At 59.7% G+C, this 17,243-nt stretch carries 19 protein-coding genes; 9 read left to right on the top strand and 10 right to left on the bottom strand.

The genetic code is table 11. From position 1 onward, the window contains the following. Positions 1–180: 180 nt before the first annotated feature. On the bottom strand, positions 181–669 hold the full coding sequence (locus DW899_RS02475) for a GNAT family N-acetyltransferase (RefSeq protein ID WP_117799893.1): 489 nt from the start codon (positions 667–669) through the stop codon (positions 181–183). A 77-nt stretch (positions 670–746) separates the two neighbouring features. On the opposite strand from DW899_RS02475, the gene DW899_RS02470 reads away from it, so the two are divergent. Beyond that, a complete protein-coding gene (locus tag DW899_RS02470) occupies positions 747–1,043 on the top strand; it encodes a hypothetical protein (RefSeq protein WP_055310006.1) in 297 nt (98 codons plus the stop codon). Between the two features lie 48 nt (positions 1,044–1,091). Here the strand turns inward: DW899_RS02470 and DW899_RS02465 are convergent, their stop codons facing one another. Next, positions 1,092–1,796, bottom strand: a complete 705-nt coding sequence (locus DW899_RS02465) for a class I SAM-dependent methyltransferase (RefSeq protein ID WP_117778940.1) — start codon at positions 1,794–1,796, stop codon at positions 1,092–1,094. A 434-nt stretch (positions 1,797–2,230) separates the two neighbouring features. Here DW899_RS02465 and DW899_RS02460 point away from each other — a divergent pair, with 434 nt between their 5' ends. After that, complete coding sequence (locus DW899_RS02460) at positions 2,231–2,632, top strand: hypothetical protein (RefSeq protein WP_117799892.1); 402 nt, start codon at positions 2,231–2,233, stop codon at positions 2,630–2,632. A gap of 125 nt (positions 2,633–2,757) precedes the next feature. Here the strand turns inward: DW899_RS02460 and DW899_RS02455 are convergent, their stop codons facing one another. Further along, positions 2,758–3,570 (bottom strand): putative RNA methyltransferase, encoded by an 813-nt coding sequence (locus DW899_RS02455; RefSeq protein ID WP_117635537.1) that lies wholly within the window; start codon positions 3,568–3,570, stop codon positions 2,758–2,760. A 236-nt stretch (positions 3,571–3,806) separates the two neighbouring features. Here DW899_RS02455 and DW899_RS02450 point away from each other — a divergent pair, with 236 nt between their 5' ends. After that, a complete protein-coding gene (locus tag DW899_RS02450) occupies positions 3,807–5,189 on the top strand; it encodes an MATE family efflux transporter (protein WP_117799891.1) in 1,383 nt (460 codons plus the stop codon). Between the two features lie 27 nt (positions 5,190–5,216). Here DW899_RS02450 and DW899_RS02445 read toward each other — a convergent pair whose 3' ends face one another. Further along, positions 5,217–6,083 carry a LysR family transcriptional regulator gene (locus DW899_RS02445; RefSeq protein ID WP_117799890.1) on the bottom strand — a complete coding sequence of 289 codons (867 nt, stop codon included), beginning with the start codon at positions 6,081–6,083 and terminating at the stop codon, positions 5,217–5,219. A gap of 158 nt (positions 6,084–6,241) precedes the next feature. On the opposite strand from DW899_RS02445, the gene DW899_RS02440 reads away from it, so the two are divergent. Further along, positions 6,242–7,144: a DMT family transporter gene (locus DW899_RS02440; RefSeq protein ID WP_117799889.1), complete on the top strand. Its 903-nt coding sequence runs from the start codon at positions 6,242–6,244 to the stop codon at positions 7,142–7,144. Positions 7,145–7,231: 87 nt separating this feature from the next. Continuing rightward, positions 7,232–7,957: a uracil-DNA glycosylase gene (locus DW899_RS02435; protein ID WP_117799888.1), complete on the top strand. Its 726-nt coding sequence runs from the start codon at positions 7,232–7,234 to the stop codon at positions 7,955–7,957. A 50-nt stretch (positions 7,958–8,007) separates the two neighbouring features. On the opposite strand, the gene DW899_RS02430 is transcribed toward DW899_RS02435, so the two are convergent. From DW899_RS02430 to DW899_RS02420, 3 genes are all read right to left on the bottom strand, one after another. After that, positions 8,008–8,688: an SDR family NAD(P)-dependent oxidoreductase gene (locus DW899_RS02430; RefSeq protein ID WP_117799887.1), complete on the bottom strand. Its 681-nt coding sequence runs from the start codon at positions 8,686–8,688 to the stop codon at positions 8,008–8,010. Between the two features lie 9 nt (positions 8,689–8,697). Further along, positions 8,698–9,420, bottom strand: coding sequence for a VUT family protein (locus DW899_RS02425; protein WP_022093974.1), 723 nt, complete (start codon positions 9,418–9,420; stop codon positions 8,698–8,700). Positions 9,421–9,576: 156 nt separating this feature from the next. Further along, a complete protein-coding gene (locus DW899_RS02420) occupies positions 9,577–11,190 on the bottom strand; it encodes a peptide chain release factor 3 (RefSeq protein ID WP_117736492.1) in 1,614 nt (537 codons plus the stop codon). A gap of 559 nt (positions 11,191–11,749) precedes the next feature. On the opposite strand from DW899_RS02420, the gene DW899_RS02415 reads away from it, so the two are divergent. The 4 genes from DW899_RS02415 to DW899_RS02400 all read left to right on the top strand — a co-directional run bounded on the left by DW899_RS02415 (position 11,750) and on the right by DW899_RS02400 (position 14,674). Continuing rightward, positions 11,750–12,130: a GntR family transcriptional regulator gene (locus DW899_RS02415; RefSeq protein ID WP_117766851.1), complete on the top strand. Its 381-nt coding sequence runs from the start codon at positions 11,750–11,752 to the stop codon at positions 12,128–12,130. 23 nt (positions 12,131–12,153) lie between these two features. Then, positions 12,154–13,035 (top strand): ABC transporter ATP-binding protein, encoded by an 882-nt coding sequence (locus tag DW899_RS02410; protein WP_117799886.1) that lies wholly within the window; start codon positions 12,154–12,156, stop codon positions 13,033–13,035. Beyond that, positions 13,032–13,730: an ABC-2 transporter permease gene (locus DW899_RS02405; RefSeq protein WP_117799885.1), complete on the top strand. Its 699-nt coding sequence runs from the start codon at positions 13,032–13,034 to the stop codon at positions 13,728–13,730. Before DW899_RS02410 ends, DW899_RS02405 begins: the two co-directional genes overlap by 4 nt. Before the next feature lie 68 nt (positions 13,731–13,798). Next, a complete protein-coding gene (locus tag DW899_RS02400; RefSeq protein ID WP_117799884.1) occupies positions 13,799–14,674 on the top strand; it encodes an EamA family transporter in 876 nt (291 codons plus the stop codon). A gap of 94 nt (positions 14,675–14,768) precedes the next feature. On the opposite strand, the gene DW899_RS02395 is transcribed toward DW899_RS02400, so the two are convergent. From DW899_RS02395 to DW899_RS02385, 3 genes are all read right to left on the bottom strand, one after another. Further along, a complete protein-coding gene (locus DW899_RS02395; protein ID WP_117799883.1) occupies positions 14,769–16,073 on the bottom strand; it encodes a chloride channel protein in 1,305 nt (434 codons plus the stop codon). Between the two features lie 127 nt (positions 16,074–16,200). Next, positions 16,201–16,734, bottom strand: a complete 534-nt coding sequence (locus DW899_RS02390) for a TIGR00730 family Rossman fold protein (protein ID WP_117799882.1) — start codon at positions 16,732–16,734, stop codon at positions 16,201–16,203. 36 nt (positions 16,735–16,770) lie between these two features. After that, positions 16,771–17,196, bottom strand: coding sequence for a potassium channel family protein (locus DW899_RS02385; protein ID WP_055252221.1), 426 nt, complete (start codon positions 17,194–17,196; stop codon positions 16,771–16,773). Between the last annotated feature and the right edge of the window lie 47 nt (positions 17,197–17,243).

Genomic DNA, 17,243 nt, shown 5'->3' with positions numbered 1-17,243 from the left:
TTGCCGCGCGGCGATTTTCGTAGGTTCGCGCCTTGCGAAAGCCGGCACCTCCCCTTTTTGTCTGCCCGGGTTCATCTGGGGCGGTAACAATGCGAGTCCCACAACGACGCGTTTTACCAAAAATGGCCCCACTCGGGGCCATTTTTTATTTGAGCTGGGTGATGATACGTGCCTTGGCTCCTACGCCTCACGCAGCCAATCAAACGCGACACGCGCCGTGCCGTCGGACACATAGACGATACCGACACGCTCGAACCCCGCCTTGGCGATGGCGCCCTGCATGGGCAAGTTGTCCTCGTGCGTGTCAATACGCAGATGGTCGGCGCATTCCTTGGCAAAGGCGAACATCGCAGCCGCGATACCGTGCACGGTGCCGTCGGATGCCACACGGTGCAGCACGGCGTACGGAGTGTCGCTGCGCCACCGACCGTCCTCAATTACGTCATAGCACTCGTCCGGACCCGGTAAAAAGGCAAACGTCGCTACCACGTGACCGTCAACTTCGCACACATAGCTGCCACCAGCGGCGATATCGGCAGTCAGCTGCTCGGCCGAAGGCGTGCCCTCGGGCCACTGCGTGGCGTTGCCATGCGCGCGCATAAAGGCGCGGGCCGCGTCATAGATAGCCATGACGGCGGGAATGTCGGTATCGAGGGTTTTTCTGATCATCACGCGGCGACCTCACGTTTATTGGTATCACTTTGATTGAGCAATGATACCAGCGTTTGAAGAGGGGCGCGAAGCAGATGGGGAGCAAAAAGCGAGCCGCCTGGTCAAAGGCAAAGAGCGAGTTTTTGGGCGCTGCCACCGGCGGCGATATGAGCGATCTGTTTGCGCGCGAAGACGAGCGCCGCGACGCACTAGACGCCGAGCGCGATGAAGCCTGGCGCTACAAGTCGTGCGAACGCAAAAACCGTTACGACACGCGCGCCGAGGCCGAGGCAGTTATGGCCGACTGCGAAAACCGCGGGCGGCGCGGCCTTGCCTGCTACAAATGCGAATACTGCGGCGGATGGCATCTGACGTCGCACCCCTGGAAATAGACCCCGCATCGGCACGGCGCTGGCGAAGCGCCGGCCATCGCACGCAAGCTACGGGCGCGGCGGCACCAAAACATCGTAGCGAACGGCCTTGCCCGCAAGCTGATAGCTCGGCTTAACGCCGGCAAGCAGCGGCCCCTTCACCGGCCGCTTGATAACGACCTTACGCGGGTGCACCGCAAGCGCGGCTTCGACCAGCGTCTCCTCATCGGCACACGGCTGTTCCAGATGATGCAAGAGTTGGAACTTCTTTTTCACCGCCGCGCTCTTGGTGCGCCCGGGAAACATGGGGTCCAGATATACCACGTCAGGAGCGGTGAGCTCGCCCTGCCCGATCAGCTCAGCTACATGGCGAAGGCCGGCGATGCTGTCCTCGCCCGCATGCAAGCGCATTCGTGCCACGGCTGTCGCAAGCGCCGGATCATCTGTCGCGCGATCCAAGGCATCCTTGAGAAGCGCCGCGATCACGCAATCCTGTTCATACAGATCGACGGTAAAGCCCGCGGCCGCCAGCAGCAGCGAGTCCTCGCCAAAGCCTGCTGTGGCATCAATCGCCCATGGTTGTTCGATGCCTTTTGTGCGCGCAGCCTTTACCAACAGCTCTTGCTGCAGACGACCCTGCTTGAGCCGTGGAAGCATGCGGCCAAAATCGGCACGCAACTCCATCGTGCCGTCGGTGAGCGTAAGGCCCTCGGACGTCCGCACGAGCTCGAGCCCAGCAGCCCGAGCAACAGAAAAGGGATCGACGACGCCCATGGACACTCCTTAGCAAACAAAACTAATACATGGGCGCCATTCATGTCGGCACCCAACCGTCCGTTATTGTCCCACATGCGACATGGTCCACAGCATCCCAATGCAAAGCATAGCCATCAATACCGTGCACACGGCAGCGATCACAGAATCACTCATGCGCCTTCCCAGCGACCGCGGCTCATCCACTTGCTTGACTCCGTACATCATGGCTCCTCCTTCGGTCCAGCTCTTACCATGGCCTCATCATCGCAGCGCCGCGCATGCGCTGCCATCGATTTGACTTACGTCCAGCTTTCCTTTTTGAAAGGTTGAACCGTGCAGGCAAGAGACGCTTTCAGGCGCATGCATCGCCGCGTTGAACTACAATGTGCTTCACCATATGTGCAGCACATAGGGTGCGCCAGGTTGGCGTACTCGTATCGAAAGGACCAGCCATGAGCTTCACTCGCAAGACACTCAAAATCCTTGCCCTGATTTATTTTGTTCTGGGCATCGCCAGTCTCGTCATGGGAATCGCCGGCATCGCGACCGGCAAGTTCGAGTCCACCTACGAATCGAACGCCATGCTCGCCGCGGCCGTGATTATCGCCAAGGGCCTCATCGATCTTGCCGCGGGCGTTGCGGGCATCAAGGGTGCCAACAAGCCTTCGCAGGTTGACGGCGCGTTTAAGCTCGGTATCGTTGCTGCAGTCGCCACGCTTGCCCAGGCGGTGCTCACGCTTCCCGCGTTTGGCGGCGACGCCATCAACTTTGGCGCCTTTGTCATCGTGGTGTACGACCTGTTCTTTGTTCAGCAGGCGCACGCCGTCAAGGCCGAGAACAAGGACCGCCTGTAAGCGCTCGCTTCTCATAGCCTCTGCAGCCAAGCAACTAAAAAGGGCCGATCGCACATCTCCGCGGTCGGCCCTTTGCATTTGCCCAGATAAAACCTGCCAAAATAAACCTGTCCCTTTTTGGTAGGTTAGTGGCGGTACTCGGCGATGATGAAGTCGATATCGGTTTGAAGGGTATCCAAATTTGCCAGGCGCTCTTTGTCGGCAGGGCGCGTGCGGTAGTAGTAGGGCGTCATCTGAAATACGGCTTCGATGTCGGCCTGGGTCTGAAGCGTAATGTTCGCAGACACCCGTTTCGTGCCAACCAACTCGAGCTCGGTTGTCTGCGGCAACTTCTCGTCGTTGAGATACGGCGTGTCGTAGAGCACCTCCTTGAGCCCAAACAGATGCCGCGCACCCGGCACCACGGTGTAGAGCGAGCCCTCGGGTGCCAGCACGCGGGCAAACTCGCGCTCGTTAAAGGGGGCAAAAAGCTCGGTCACCATATCGAAAGCGCCATCAGCCACGGGGATGTCCTTCATGTTGGCCACGAAGTAGGTCGCATCGCCGCGCTTGGCAGCCAGGCGCACCATCTCTTTGCCCAAATCGAACCCGTAAACATCCGCACCCGGCACCGCGCCCATAGCGCTGGTGTAATAGCCCTCGCCACAGCAAATATCGAGCAAGGTCAGCTGCTTGTCCGTAGACACCCCGTGCTCTGCCGCCCGCGCGCGCACCAGCTCGACCATCGCATCGCGCAACGGCGCATAGTAACCGCGGTTCAGAAAGTCACGACGGCTGCGCGCCTGCGACTTGGGATCGCCCATGGAGTCGCCACTCTTGGACGAGCGCAGCAGATACAGATAGCCCTCGCGCGCACGGTCAAACCGATGTCCGCCCGCGCATGCAGCACCGCGCTCGTCGTCCACCAACGGCTCATGGCAAACGGGACACAACAACATGGCAACTCCTTAGCGCGGACAACACAACGCCCACCATTGTCGCACGCCTCCCCCACCTAGTCATTGGGGACGTTCTTGTTCGACTAGTCATTTAAGAACGTCCCCAATGACTAGTCTGAAGGAGTGTCCCCAGCTGCCGGCGGAAAAGGAACGTCCCTAAGTGCCGGCTGGCTGCATTAGGAGTATCATCGTCTGCGCAAATAAGCACGAAAGAGCATATTAGAGATTGAGAGCGTATGGCAGACACCGCATCTAAGCACATTGACATGACCACCGGCTCGCTATGGCGCAATATTCCCCTGTTCGCCTTCCCCGTGGCCGCCACGAGCATCTTGGAGCAGCTGTCGAACCTCATCGCCACGGTCATCATCGGTAACTTCTCGGGCGACCAGGGAACCCTCGCCATGGCGGCGGTCGGCTCCAATGTTCCGCTTACCAGTCTTATGCTCAACCTTTTTATTGGCATGTCGCTTGGCTCCAACGTGGTCATCGCCAACGCTATCGGCCGCAACGATCAGAACATGGTCAAACGCGCCGTCCATACCTCGATTTTAATGGCGCTCGTGGGCTTTGTCGTCATCGCACTGGGCGACATCTTTGCCGAGCCCATGCTCGCTGCGCTCAACGTGCCTGCCGAGACCATGCCGCTCGCTTCGCTCTACCTGCGCGTCTTTTTGCTCAGCATGCCCTCGATCTTGCTCTACAACTTTGAGGCCGCGATCTTCCGCTCCGTCGGCATCACCCGCATGCCGCTGCAGGCACTTGCCGTGTCCACCGTCCTCAACATTGGCCTGGACCTCATCTTTGTCCCCGTACTCCACTGGGGCGTCGCGGGCGTCGCCATCGCCACCGCCATCGCCTACACCGTCAGCGCCGCCACGCTCTTTATCCGCCTGCTCAAGACCGACTCCGTCATCCGCGTCACCCTACGCGACCTAGCCATCGACCCCGTCGCCCTCAAGCGCATCGTCAAGATCGGCCTGCCCGCCGGCATCCAAAGTGCCGTCTTTGCCGTCGCCAACATCATCATCCAGTCCGCCATCAACAGTCTGGGCACCGAGGTCATGGCGGCATCGAGCGCCGCCATGAGCCTGGAGTATGTGTGCTACAACCTGCTCAACAGCTTTAGCCAGGCCTGCACCACCTTTGTGGGACAAAACCACGGCGCTCGCCAGATCGACCGCTGCACCAAGACGCTCAAGGTCTGCCTGGTCGAAGGCGGCATCGTCGCGCTCACCACCATCGTCATCATCGTCGGTCTGGGGCGCGAGATCCTGGCGCTCTTTAACAGCGATCCCAACATCGTCTCGATCGGCTATATCCGCGTGTGCTCGATCTTCCCGGCATACGCCTTTAGCATGTTCTACGAAAACATGTCCGGTTACCTACGCGGCTTTGGCATCTCGCTTATGCCCGCCCTCATCACCATGATCTGCGTCTGCGGCATTCGCTTCTATTGGGTATTCTGCGTGTTCCCGCACTTCCGCACCTTTGCGAACATCATGATGGTCTACCCCATCAGCCTGGGCACCACGGCGTTCTTTATGGTCGTGGCGGTACTACTCTGCCACCCGGCACGCACCTATCGCGCCGCCCAAGTCAAAGCAACAGCCCGCTAAACACCGCGCCCAACGTCACGTCAGTCATTAATTGACAATATGCGAGCTCATATAGTCGATAAAGCGCCTCGTGGCGATAGGCATGGTGTCCCAGCTGCGCCAGGCTGCCACCACGTCGCGCGAGGGGGCGTGCACGATGGGACGCACGCGAATATCGGCCTGCATGCCCTCAACGGTACGACGGTAGAGCATGCTCACGCCTAACCCCTCCTCCACCATCGCCATAATGGTGTAGTCGTCGGTGACCTCACTCGTCACGTGCGGCGACAGCCCGTGCGTTGCGAATGCATCGAGCACCAGACTCTGTTCGCCCTCATCCAGCAGTACAAACGGCTCGGACGCCAAGTCGGCGAGCGTCACCTTTTCCTTTGCCGCTAGCGGATGTGTCGCCGGCAACAGCGCCATCAGCTCGTCGTGATAGACCACGCGTTTCTCGAGCCCCTCGGTAAATCCACGCGCTGTAAAGCAAAAGTCGACCACGCCATCGTGCACCCACTGGGCATTGCGCGTGTAATCGCCCTGCTTGAGGGTAAAGCGCACGCCCGGATGCAGGGCCCCAAAGTCGCGGATCACACGCGGCAACACAGTACGACTCACGTTGGTAAACGTCGCAATGCGAATGTCGGTCGACGAAAGCCCCAGCAACTCCTGGCGCTTGCCCTCAAGCTCGGCCTCGGCAGTTACGATTTGGCGCAGATACGGCAGGTACTGTTTGCCGTCGCGCGTAAGCGACACGCCCTGCTTGCCGCGCTCGATAATCGTGGTGCCCAACTCGCGCTCGAGCGCCTTGACAGCCTGGCTCACCGCACTTTGCGTATAGCCCAGCTCGTCGGCCGCACGTTTCAGGCTGCCGCAATCGACCACCATACATACAATCTGATACCGCGATGCCATCGTGCCTCCACATCGATGTAGCCGTAAAACGTTTTGCCAGGACCTTTTCTTCCAACATTAGTATTTCTTAATCATACTGAAGATACATTCGCTTTACTACATCCATCTCTGGGAGCAGAATCCTTTTTGCGAAACCGTTCTGTAACAAAAGGAGTCCCATGGATCGCAAAAAAGCAATCGCGCTCTCATTTTCCGTTCCCGTCGCATGGGGCTTTTCGTACCCCCTCATGAAGATCGGCATGGACAGCATGAACGCCATGAGCATCGTTGCGCTACGCTGCAGCATCGCTTTTGCAGCTTGTCTGCTGCTCTTCCACAAGCACGCGCTGCGCGTCAACCGCGACGTGATGATTCGTTCCGCTATCATCGGCGCCATCATGGCGACCGAGCTCACCTGCATGTGCCTGGGCTCCAGCCTTACCTCTGCCTCCACCGCCGGCTTTTTGCAGAGCCTGACGGTCGTGATCGTACCGTTTGCCAATGCGGCCCTGCTGCGTCGCGCCCCCGAGCGCAAGGTGCTCATCGGCACCGCCATCGTCACTTGCGGCATGCTGCTGCTCTCGGGCGCCGACTTTACCAGCCTCAATCCCGGCGCAATCATCATGCTGCTCTCGGCCTTTATCTATGCCGGCCACATTATCATCGCCAAGCGCTTTGTCGAAGAAGTCGATCCGCTGGCTCTGGGCGTTTGGCAGCTGGGCTTCGGTGGCTTGTTCTCGGGCATCGCCGCATGCACCTTGGGCGGCTTTACGCTTCCCAGCACGCCGAACGAAATCGTCGTGGTCGTTGCGCTCGCACTCATCTGCTCTGCCTACGGCTTTATCACCCAGACGCTCGTGCAGCCTCACGTACCCGCCGAGACCACCGGCTTTGCCTTCTCGCTCGAGCCGGTCTGCTCTGCCGTCTTCTCGTTCTTCTTGGTCGGCGAAGTGCTGAGCCCCATCGCCTTCTTTGGCGCCGCCCTCATCCTCACCGGCGTCATGGTGGCAACCATCGAGCTTCCGCGCCTTCGCGCACATGGACAGGCTCGCATGGCAGGAGCGCCCGAGCAAGCCTCGTAAGCGCCTCACCTTTTGTAGCCCCGACATAAAGGTCTCCGGACGCCTTTACAATAGATGCCAACAGAGCATCTGCCATAAAGGAGCCCCATGGACACCGCAACTCGCGACCGCAACATAGCAACTTGGTTGGGCGATGCGCCGCAGCCGGTACGTGACACGACGGACCAGCTGCTCGAGCGCATCGCCCTTTTACGTGCCGAGCAAACCATTTACCCGGCACAAGACGACATCCTCAATGCCCTCGCCTATACGCCGGCCGACCATGTCAAAGTTGTCATTTTGGGTCAAGATCCCTATCACGGACCCAACCAGGCCATGGGGTTATCGTTCTCGGTTCCCGCGACGCAAACCAAGTTGCCGCCGAGCCTGCGCAACATCTACAAGGAGCTCAAAGCCGATCTGGGCTGCCCCATTCCCGCCACGGGAGATCTGACGCCATGGGCACAACGGGGCGTCCTGCTCCTTAACACCACGCTCACCGTGCGCGAGCATGCCGCGAACTCACACGCCAAACTGGGCTGGAGCACGCTCACCGACTACGTTATCGAACGCTGCTGTCAGCTGCCCCAGCCGGTAGTCTTTTTGGCATGGGGTCGCTTTGCCCAGCAGATGGTCGAAGGCAAGCTCGCCGCGACCGGCGCAGGCAAGGCAGCCGGTAAGTTCTGCCTGGCCTCCACACACCCCTCGCCGCTTTCGGCAAACCGTGCCACGGCAGAACTCCCCGCTTTTATGGGGTCGCGTCCCTTCTCGGCAGCCAATCGGCTACTCGAACAGCACGGCTCGACCCCCGTCAACTGGACTTGCCTCGGCTAAAAATCGATACATCAAAAACGCGCCCGACAGCTTTCCATCGGGCGCGTTTCCTATTCGGGCCAAATAAATTGTGTGCGGCCGGCCTCGCCGCCATCGATCAGCAGGCTCTGCCCGGTCATAAACCGGTTGGTCACGCCCACAAAGTAGATCCACTCGGCGATCTCTTGGGCGGTGGCCCAGCGCTTAAGCGGCGTGAGCTCCATAATCTGGTTCCACAGGCGCTCGTCTTCCATCACGCAACGGTTGAGCGGCGTTATAACGCCTCCCGGGTCCACACTGTTGGCGATGGCTTGCGGTGCCAAGCGGTTTGCAAGGTTCTTGGTGTAGGCGATAACGCCGCCCTTGCTGGCGGCATAGGCGGGAAACTCCGATCCCGTATGCCCGCTCGCCGACCCCACATTGACCACGGATTTGATAGCGGGCGCCGGCTTGGCAGCAAGCCCCTCCCCCACAAAGGCATAGTACTCGGTCACGTTGATGGTGCCGCACAGGTTGGCAGCAATGTCGTCCGCCGAGTCCTGCGTGCCGGCAACGTTCACGATTACCTGGGGTTCAAGATCGTCTGGAAACGAGTCCGGCTCACGGACATCGACGATCAGATGGCGATAGCGCTCGTGCTCGACCGCCGCCGGCAGCAGATCAAAGCCCACGACCTCGTAGCCCTCGTCCAAAAAGCGCTGCACGCACGCGGCTCCGATACCGCCCGAGGCACCCGTGATCAAAACCCGCATACTTGCTCCTTAGGCGGTCGCGTGGCGCTCGAGGTACTCGGAGCCCACATTCTCGCGCTCCCAGCCGCGCACGACCTTGTAGCCCACGGGGCTCAGGAAAACCTCGCACAGCAGCTCGGCAACGGCGCCGGTCAGCGAGCACATGAGGACCTGCACCCAGGTCCAACCAAAGAACGTGTGGCTCACCACAATGGCAAAGACCAGGTTGTCGATAAACTGGCCAACGCCCGTGGACACATAGGAGCGGAAGGCAAAGCTCGCAAAGTTATTCTTTTTGAGCATACGGCCGAGCGACTGGTTGAGCGTGGAGTTAACCACGGCAGAAACGAGCATTGCCAGCGAAGAGCCCAGCACCACGTACCAGGTGCCGCCGATGGTGGCGTTAAGGGCGGTGTTGACCTCGATCATACCCGTGTCGTAGTAGGCGCCCCACATGCCGGGCGTGAGCGAGCATGCCCAAAAGCACAGACTCACGGCCAGATTGACCAGCAGCGCGAGGATAGAGATTTTGATGGATGCCTTGGCGCCAAAGCGCTTGCAGATCATGTCCTGGCACAAAAACGAAACCCAGCTCACCACAAAGCCGCAATCGAGTGCCAGATACGGCAGGCTGATAAGCTCTTTGTTGGCCAGCAGGTTCATCATGATGACACTCACGAAAAACAGCGAAACCGTTGCCGCGGGAATGCTCCGCAACAGGACCTTGTAGTCCTCCATGACCTTCTTGATCATTATGTACTCCTTTGGTTTTAGGTTTAACGAGCAGGATATCGGACCCGAACTGCTCGGACGTCACGGTCTTGAGACGACGATGGGTATAATAGCCGCTCACACGGCATCAGGCAAGCAAACGGCGCGGCAGCCCCACAGGGCCACCGCGCCGATGCATTAAAAGGCTACGTTGCCAAACTCCGACAGGATAAGATCGGGGTTGTGATCGGTTGCCCAATCCACGTTCCACGGGCTCGTGAACAGCAGCAGCTTACCGCCGCGCATGTCCTCGACGCGCAGCGTGTCACGCGTGAGCGAAAGGCCCGGGATATCAATGGTATCGGGGTCGTTCTGAATCCAGCGGATGTCCGTATAGGGCAGCGGCTGGCGACGGACCTCAACACGATACTCGGCCTTGAGGCGGCGCTCGAGTACCTCAAACTGCAGCACACCGACCACGCCCACGATAACGCTCTCCATGCCGGCACCCAGCTCGCGGAAGATCTGGATGGCACCCTCCTGGGCAAGCTCCTCCATACCCTTGACGAACTGCTTGCGCTTGAGCGTGTCGACCTGCGTAATGCGAGCGAACATCTCGGGGGCAAACGTCGGGATCTGCGGATACTGCACGTGGCGCTTGCCGGAGCACACGGTGTCGCCGATGCTAAAGATACCCGGGTCGAACAGGCCCACGATATCGCCCGCGTACGCCTCGTCCACGATGGCGCGGTCATCGGCCATCATCGACGTGCCCGTGGCAAGCTTGAGCTTGCGGTTGCCCTGCACGTGGAAGGCGTCCATGCCACGCTCGAACTTGCCCGAGCAAATGCGCACAAAGGCGATGCGGTCGCGGTGGTTCTTGTCCATATTGGCCTGGATCTTAAACACGAAGCCGCTAAAGTCGTTCTCGGCGGGCGCGACCGGCTCGCTGGTGAGTGTATCGGTATAGGCGCGCGGCGTCGGGGCCAGACGCAGGAACTCTTTAAGGAAGGGCTCCACACCAAAGTTGGTGAGTGCCGAGCCAAAGAACGCCGGGCTCAGCTTGCCGCAGGCCACGGCATCCAGGTCGAGCTCGTCACCGGCGCCATCGAGCAGCTCGATGTCGTCCATCAGGTTCTTGTGGTTCTCCTCGCCAATAAGCTCGTCCATGGCCGGATCGCCCAGCTCGGCCTCGACCTCGGCGACCTTCTTGGTGGCGTTGGCGTGGCCGTCGCCCTCAAAGGCAATGACGCGACGGGTCTGACGATCGAACACGCCGCGGAAGTTGCGCCCGCTGCCGATCGGCCAGTTCATGGGATACGTATTGATACCCAGGACGTTCTCGATCTCTTCCATGAGCTCAAACGGATCGCGAGCCTCGTGGTCGAGCTTGTTCACAAAGGTAAAGATGGGAATATGGCGCAGCGTACAGACCTTAAAGAGCTTTTTGGTCTGGGCCTCGACGCCCTTAGCGCCGTCGATGACCATGACTGCGGCGTCGGCGGCCATAAGGGTACGGTAGGTATCCTCCGAGAAGTCCTGGTGGCCGGGGGTATCGAGGATGTTGACGCAAGCGCCGTTGTAGGTGAACTGCAGCACCGAGGAGGTAACGGAAATACCGCGCTCCTTCTCGATGTCCATCCAGTCCGAGACGGCATGCTTGGCCGAGCTCTTGCCCTTGACCGAACCGGCGGTCTGGATGCTGCCGGTATAGAGCAGCAGCTTCTCGGTAAGCGTGGTCTTACCGGCGTCCGGGTGGCTGATGATCGCGAATGTGCGGCGCGACGAGATTTCATCCGACAGGCTTGCCATGCGGATCCTTTCTTGCATTGAGTGCATTACGTCGTTGTAACCGCACTATTGTAGCCGCGAAATCCCGCCATAGGGCACCTATCAGGACAAATTCATCAGCCAAGCTCGCTGTGTAGCAGGCAGCCGCCTCAAGGACTGTCTCGATCTGTAACAGAAAGACGGGTTTTGAGCCCCTACCTGTTACAGATCGAGACAAACTGGCAGGCCCGCCGGCACAATCTCAATCTGTAACATCTAGCCGCCCAAATCAGGTCTAACTGTTACAAATCGAGATAAACAGGAAGGCAGGGAGCCAATGTCTCAATCTGTAACATCTAGCCGCGCAAATCGACTCTTACTGTTACAGATTGAGACAAATAGGCAGGCGGGCAAATAAGATCTCGATCTGTAACATCAGGCGACCCAAAACGGACCCAGGTGTTACAGATTGAGATTGTTTTGGAGCAAGCGCGGCACTGGCGGACTATTCCACATTTAGCTCTTGCATAACTGTGCATAGTGTATATATACTGTGCTTACCGGTTATATACACGTGTAGCCCAACAGCTAAGGAGCCGCTGTGGACATTATCCTATCCAATTCGAGCGACAAGCCCATCTACGAGCAGATATCCTCGCAGGTCAAAGCTCAGATCCTTTCGGGCACACTCGCTGCGGGAGCCAAACTCCCCAGCATCCGTGCACTCGCGAGCGACCTGGGTGTGAGCGTCATCACCACCAAGCGCGCCTACGCCGACATGGAGCAACTCGGGTTTATCTGCACCGTGCAGGGCAAGGGCTGCTTTGTCGCCGAGGGCAACCAGAAGCTCTTGCGCGAAAACCAGCTCTGCCATATCGAAGAGCTGCTTGCGAAAGCGGCGAGCCAAGCCGAAACCCTGGGCGTCACGCGCGACAAACTGCACGAAATGCTCGACCTCGTAGCCCCCGAAACCATGCAGTAGCCATCTGCAAGAAAGGCTATACCATGCAATATTTGCTAGAAATCAAAGGTGCGTCGCGCCATGTGAGCGATCGCTTTTCGCTGCGCGACGTCACGCTTGCCGTGGAGCCCGGTCAGATTGTCGGCTTTGTGGGCGTAAACGGTGCCGGCAAGACGACGACTATTCGCGCCGCGCTTGGGCTTATCAAACTCGATGTCGGCGAGGTGCATCTGTTTGGACAGCACTGCGACGCCAACGCGCCCGGCGAGGCACAGCGTCACCTGCGCTCCCGCGTCGGTCTTGTCCTGGACACGTGTCCTTTCCCCTCCACGCTCAAGGTAGGCCAGATCGAGAGGCTCGTAGGCCCGGCGTACCCCACGTGGAGTAGCGAAACGTTCGCCGGATTCATCAACCGATTTGGCCTCGATCCCAGGACAAAGGTCAAGGACCTCTCCCGCGGCATGGGCATGAAACTGCAGCTTGCCTGTGCGCTCAGCCACAATGCCAAGCTGCTCGTTTTGGACGAAGCCACCGCGGGCCTCGATCCCATGGCACGCGAGGAACTGCTTGATGAGCTGCTTGCCTTTGTCGCCGACGGCCAGCGCAGCGTGCTGCTCTCGAGCCACATTACGTCCGACCTCGATCGCACTGCCGACCGCGTCATCTGTATCGATAACGGCTCGATTGTGTTTGACCTGCCGCGCGAGGACATTACCGACCGCGCCGGCATCGCCCACTGTACCCAAGCACAGGCCGCCGAGCTTACGGCTTGCGTCGAAGGCGCCCGCGCCGCCCACCACGCCTACAGCGTGGACGTGCTCGTGCCCAACCGTCGCGATACGCTCGAGGCCTTTCCCGAGATTCCCTGCGATCGGGCAACCATTGATGACTATCTGCGCCTCATGCTGAAAGGGGCTTCGAAATGAAACGCGCCTTTATGTCCGAGCTCGCCATCGTTCGCACGCTCATCCCGAGCATTGCGGGCGTCGGCCTGTTCATCTTCGTCGTGTTGACCCTCGCCAACGCATCGGATGGCGATTCCGGTATGAGCGCCGGCGCCTGCGCGGTCAGCGCCATGTCGCCCATCACGGTCATGAACTCGCTGGCCGGCTACGACAATCAAAACGGATGGGAGCGCTATCGGGCAACGCTGCCCCTCTCGCGCAAAGACATCATCTGCGCACGTTACCTCTGCATTGTTGCCTTCTCGGCCATCATGGCGTGCGCGACCGTGCTTTTGAGCACCATCACTCTTCCGTTCTTCGATCACACGGGCATGCCCTCGACGGGACAGATCGTCTTTGAGACCACAATAGCCTCCGCCGCATCGATGCTCATCTCCCTCATGATGGTGTTTCTGGCACAGCCGCTGTTCTTTCGATTTGGACACATGGAGGCGCTGCGCCTTTCCGTCGGCCTGTTTGCCCTGCTCGGATGCCTTGCCATGGCCACGCTGAGCTCCTCCAACCCCATCAGCAACTGGCTCATGTCGATTGCTGGGGCGAATCCCGATCCTGCCGTCCTCGGCTGCCTGTGCGCAGGAATTGCCGTACTGGCCCTCGTGCTCTTTGCACTGAGTTGCGCCATCAGTACCAAGGTCTATCGAGCACACGACCTGTAGGCAAGCGCGGTATCATCGGGCATGCGCCGCAGATCTGGCGCGGTCTTTTATGAGGAGGCGCTCAACCCGTGTCGTGGGTTACAGCAGCATTTGCATCAGCTTTCTTTGCCGGCATCACATCCATTTTGGCCAAATGCGGCATCAGGCACACCGACTCCGACGTTGCAACCGCCATCCGTACTTGCGTGGTGCTCGTATTTGCCTGGGCAATGGCGGGCATTTCTGGATCCATCAGAGCAATCGGCGCCATTCCCGCCAAAGCCTGGCTATTCCTCACCCTCTCGGGACTCGCCACCGGCGCCTCGTGGATCTGTTACTTTAAGGCGCTCAGCATCGGAGACGTCAACAAGGTTGTACCCGTCGACAAGATGAGCACCGTGCTCGCCGTGCTGATCGCCATAGTGCTTTTTGGTGAGACAGGCAACCTGGCGGTCAAGCTCGTGGGAACCGCAGTTATCACGCTCGGCACGTTTTTGATGATCGAGAAAAAGCAGTCCGTCGGCGCAGAGCAAAAGCAAGACCGAGCCTGGCTCGCTTACGCCCTCGGCGCCGCCGTGTTCGCGGCACTCACCTCCGTCCTCGCCAAGATCGGCATCGAAGGTGTCGAGTCAAACCTGGCCACGGCAATCCGCACCTGTGTGGTACTTGTTATGGCATGGGCAATCGTGGCTGTCAAGGGAAAGCTGGAGCAGGTCGCGCGCATTGACCCGCGCGAACTCGCATTTCTTGCGGTATCGGGCATTGCGACCGGCGCGTCGTGGCTGCTGTACTACTACGCCATCGCTGCAGGCCAGGTGAGCGTCGTCGTGCAAATCGACAAACTATCGATTGTCGTATCGGTGCTGTTCGCACGACTGGCCTTCAACGAAAAGCTGTCGCATCGAAGCGCCATCGGCCTTTTCCTCATCGTGCTGGGCACCGCCGCGCTCGCGATTTGGAAGTAACGTCGGTGCCAGGCGAGATTCAGTCCACCCGCAAATCCGTGACACAGCGCCCACACCGGGCTTGAGATGTTTGTATTGCCCGCGCGCTACCGTGCTACTTGCGCAGCGGCTTGGGCAGCGGAATGCCCGCCGCAATGATCGCGGCGATAATCATGCAGACAATGCCCTTGAGCGGGAAGCACATGAGCAGCAAGCCCACGACCATGACGGGCTGACGCATGACGGCACCCATCGTCGAGGCGGTACAGACGGCGACGCAAAAGACCGGATCGGCGCCCGTCAGGATGGCAAGGCCGTAGCCCAGGCTCACGCCCGAGAAGATAACGGGGAAGAAGTGGCCGCCGCGCCAGCCCATGTTGATGAGGGCAGGTGTCAGCATGGCCTTGACAAGACCGGTTGCAATAAGCACGCCAGCGGGGATGGTCATATAGGTCTCCATGAGCACATCGGCCTGCGTCTCGCCAGCAAACATGGTGTAGGGCAGGACCGTGCCGCAGATAGCGAGCGCCAAACCGGCCAGCATGGCCTTGGCAACAGGGCGCTCCCCTATGGCGTGGGCCAACGCCTCGCTTGCGTGCTCCGAGACAAAGTACAGCCAGCCGCAGACTGTACCGGCAAGCGCCAGGGGAATAAGCCAGGCAAGCTCGAGGTTGCCCACCTGGGCGGCCTCGAACCTCGGCATGCCCATACCGCCGCCCATAAGCTGGCCGAGCAACAGATAGGTGCCCAGGCCGCCGGCAATCGCGATGCCGTAGACCACGGTCTTTTGCGCCTTGGGCAGCTTGATGGTGATTTCATCGGACGCTGAGTCCTCATCGTCGTCGGCGCCCCGGCCGTCAGCGCTGCCGGCGAGCGGCGCCACAAAGCCAAAGACGGGCGCAGTAAAGAGCGCCGTCAGGGCAGCCTGGGTACCCAGCAGTGTGAGCTCTCTAAACTCGGCGCCAAAGCGACGCATGCGGTCGCCGACCCAGCTGCACAGGCCCGCGATAACGCCGGTCAGGCCGGCCTCCGGTCCAATGCTTCCGCCAAACAGCAGCGGCAGCAACGCCGCGAGTGAAAGCTTGCCCAGGTTATCGTACGGATAGCGGCCGTCGCGCTTTACCTTGGCCATCACCTGGTTGAGGTCATCGGTCTTGGCGCCCGTCATCTTCTCGTACAGACCGATCAGCAGGCCGCCCAGCAGGCAGACGAAAAACGGATACGGCAAAAAACCGAACGGACCGCTCGCGAGTTCGGGCGAGGCGACGCCCAGCATATGCGGGATCTCGGTCCATAGATAGTCGATACCATGCTCCATCGCAAAGAAAAACAGCCGGACCGCGGCACCAGCAAACGCACCGGTCACAGCCACACTCACTAAAAACAGCGCACGGTTTTTGGGTTTTGCCAGGTTATCCATCGGGACCTCCCGTTGGTCAAAAGCGACAAAGATAACTTTTATTGTAAGACGGGTACCGCGCAGGCGGGCAAACCATCTACGCCGTAAACGGCGCTACTGGGCACCGCACGCGCGACAGACCTAAGGCTTAGCTGCCGATAATCGATGCGATCTCGTGCAGGTCATCGGCAAAGTAGATGCCTTGCTGGCGCTGCAGGCTCGATAGGCCCTTATCGATCATATGCTCGAGCAGCGACTTGAGGTCGTTGTAGTAGCCGTCCAAGTTATACAGAATACACGGCGTACTCAGATGTCCCAATGACACGGCCGACATGACCTCGGCGATCTCCTCGAGCGTACCCGTCCCACCGGGAAAGGCGATGAACGCGTCACCGAGCTCAATCATCTTGGCCTTGCGTTCGGCCATGTCACTCGTCACGATAAGGTCGTCGATACCGTCATGTTGAAACTCGGCCTCGATAAAAAAGCTCGGTTCAACACCCGTCACGTGTCCACCTGCCTCGAGTACGCTATCGGCGAGCGCACCCATCAGACCCGACTTGGACCCGCCGTATACCAACGCGTGTCCGTTAGCGCCAATCCAGTCGCCCAGCTCCTGCACCGCGGGCAGAAACGCCGGGTCATTGCCGACGCTGGCACCCAGGTATACCGTGATATTCATATTCAGTCCCCCTCGTCGTGACGCGCGGCGCCCGTTCTAGCGTTGGCGTCGGCGATATTCGCGCACACGGCGCGATAGGTCGGCAAGCTCGTCACGATCGAGCTCTTCCAAATGCTCCAGATCATCCATAAAGCGCGCCATGGTGTCCTTTTGGCGCATCTTGATGAGCGTGTTGCAGTAGTTCACCGCCACGCCCGTGAGCATGGCGATGTAGAAGATGCTGATGACGCTCAAAACGACGGTGATAGCGCGGGCAACCGGCGTCTCGGCCGGGATATCACCGAAGCCGATCGTCGATACGGTCTCAAAGCTAAACCAGAGGCCGTCGCCAAACGTAAGGGTCGTGGGCTCGGACAGCCAGACGGCCGTCGAGCACAGCAGATAGAAGACGAGAAACAGGCCCGTGATGCGCGCAAAGCCAGCCTGGCGCAACACGTCGGCAAGCGTCCTCAACTTGTTCATCGCGACCCCTTTTCCCAGACGCCCAATCACATTCGCTCGGTATTGTC

The organism is Collinsella sp. AM41-2BH, from assembly GCF_003468085.1.
Taxonomy (GTDB): domain Bacteria; phylum Actinomycetota; class Coriobacteriia; order Coriobacteriales; family Coriobacteriaceae; genus Collinsella.
Note: the sequence above shows the minus strand (reverse complement) of the source record. Positions and strands in the feature narration are given on the sequence as shown.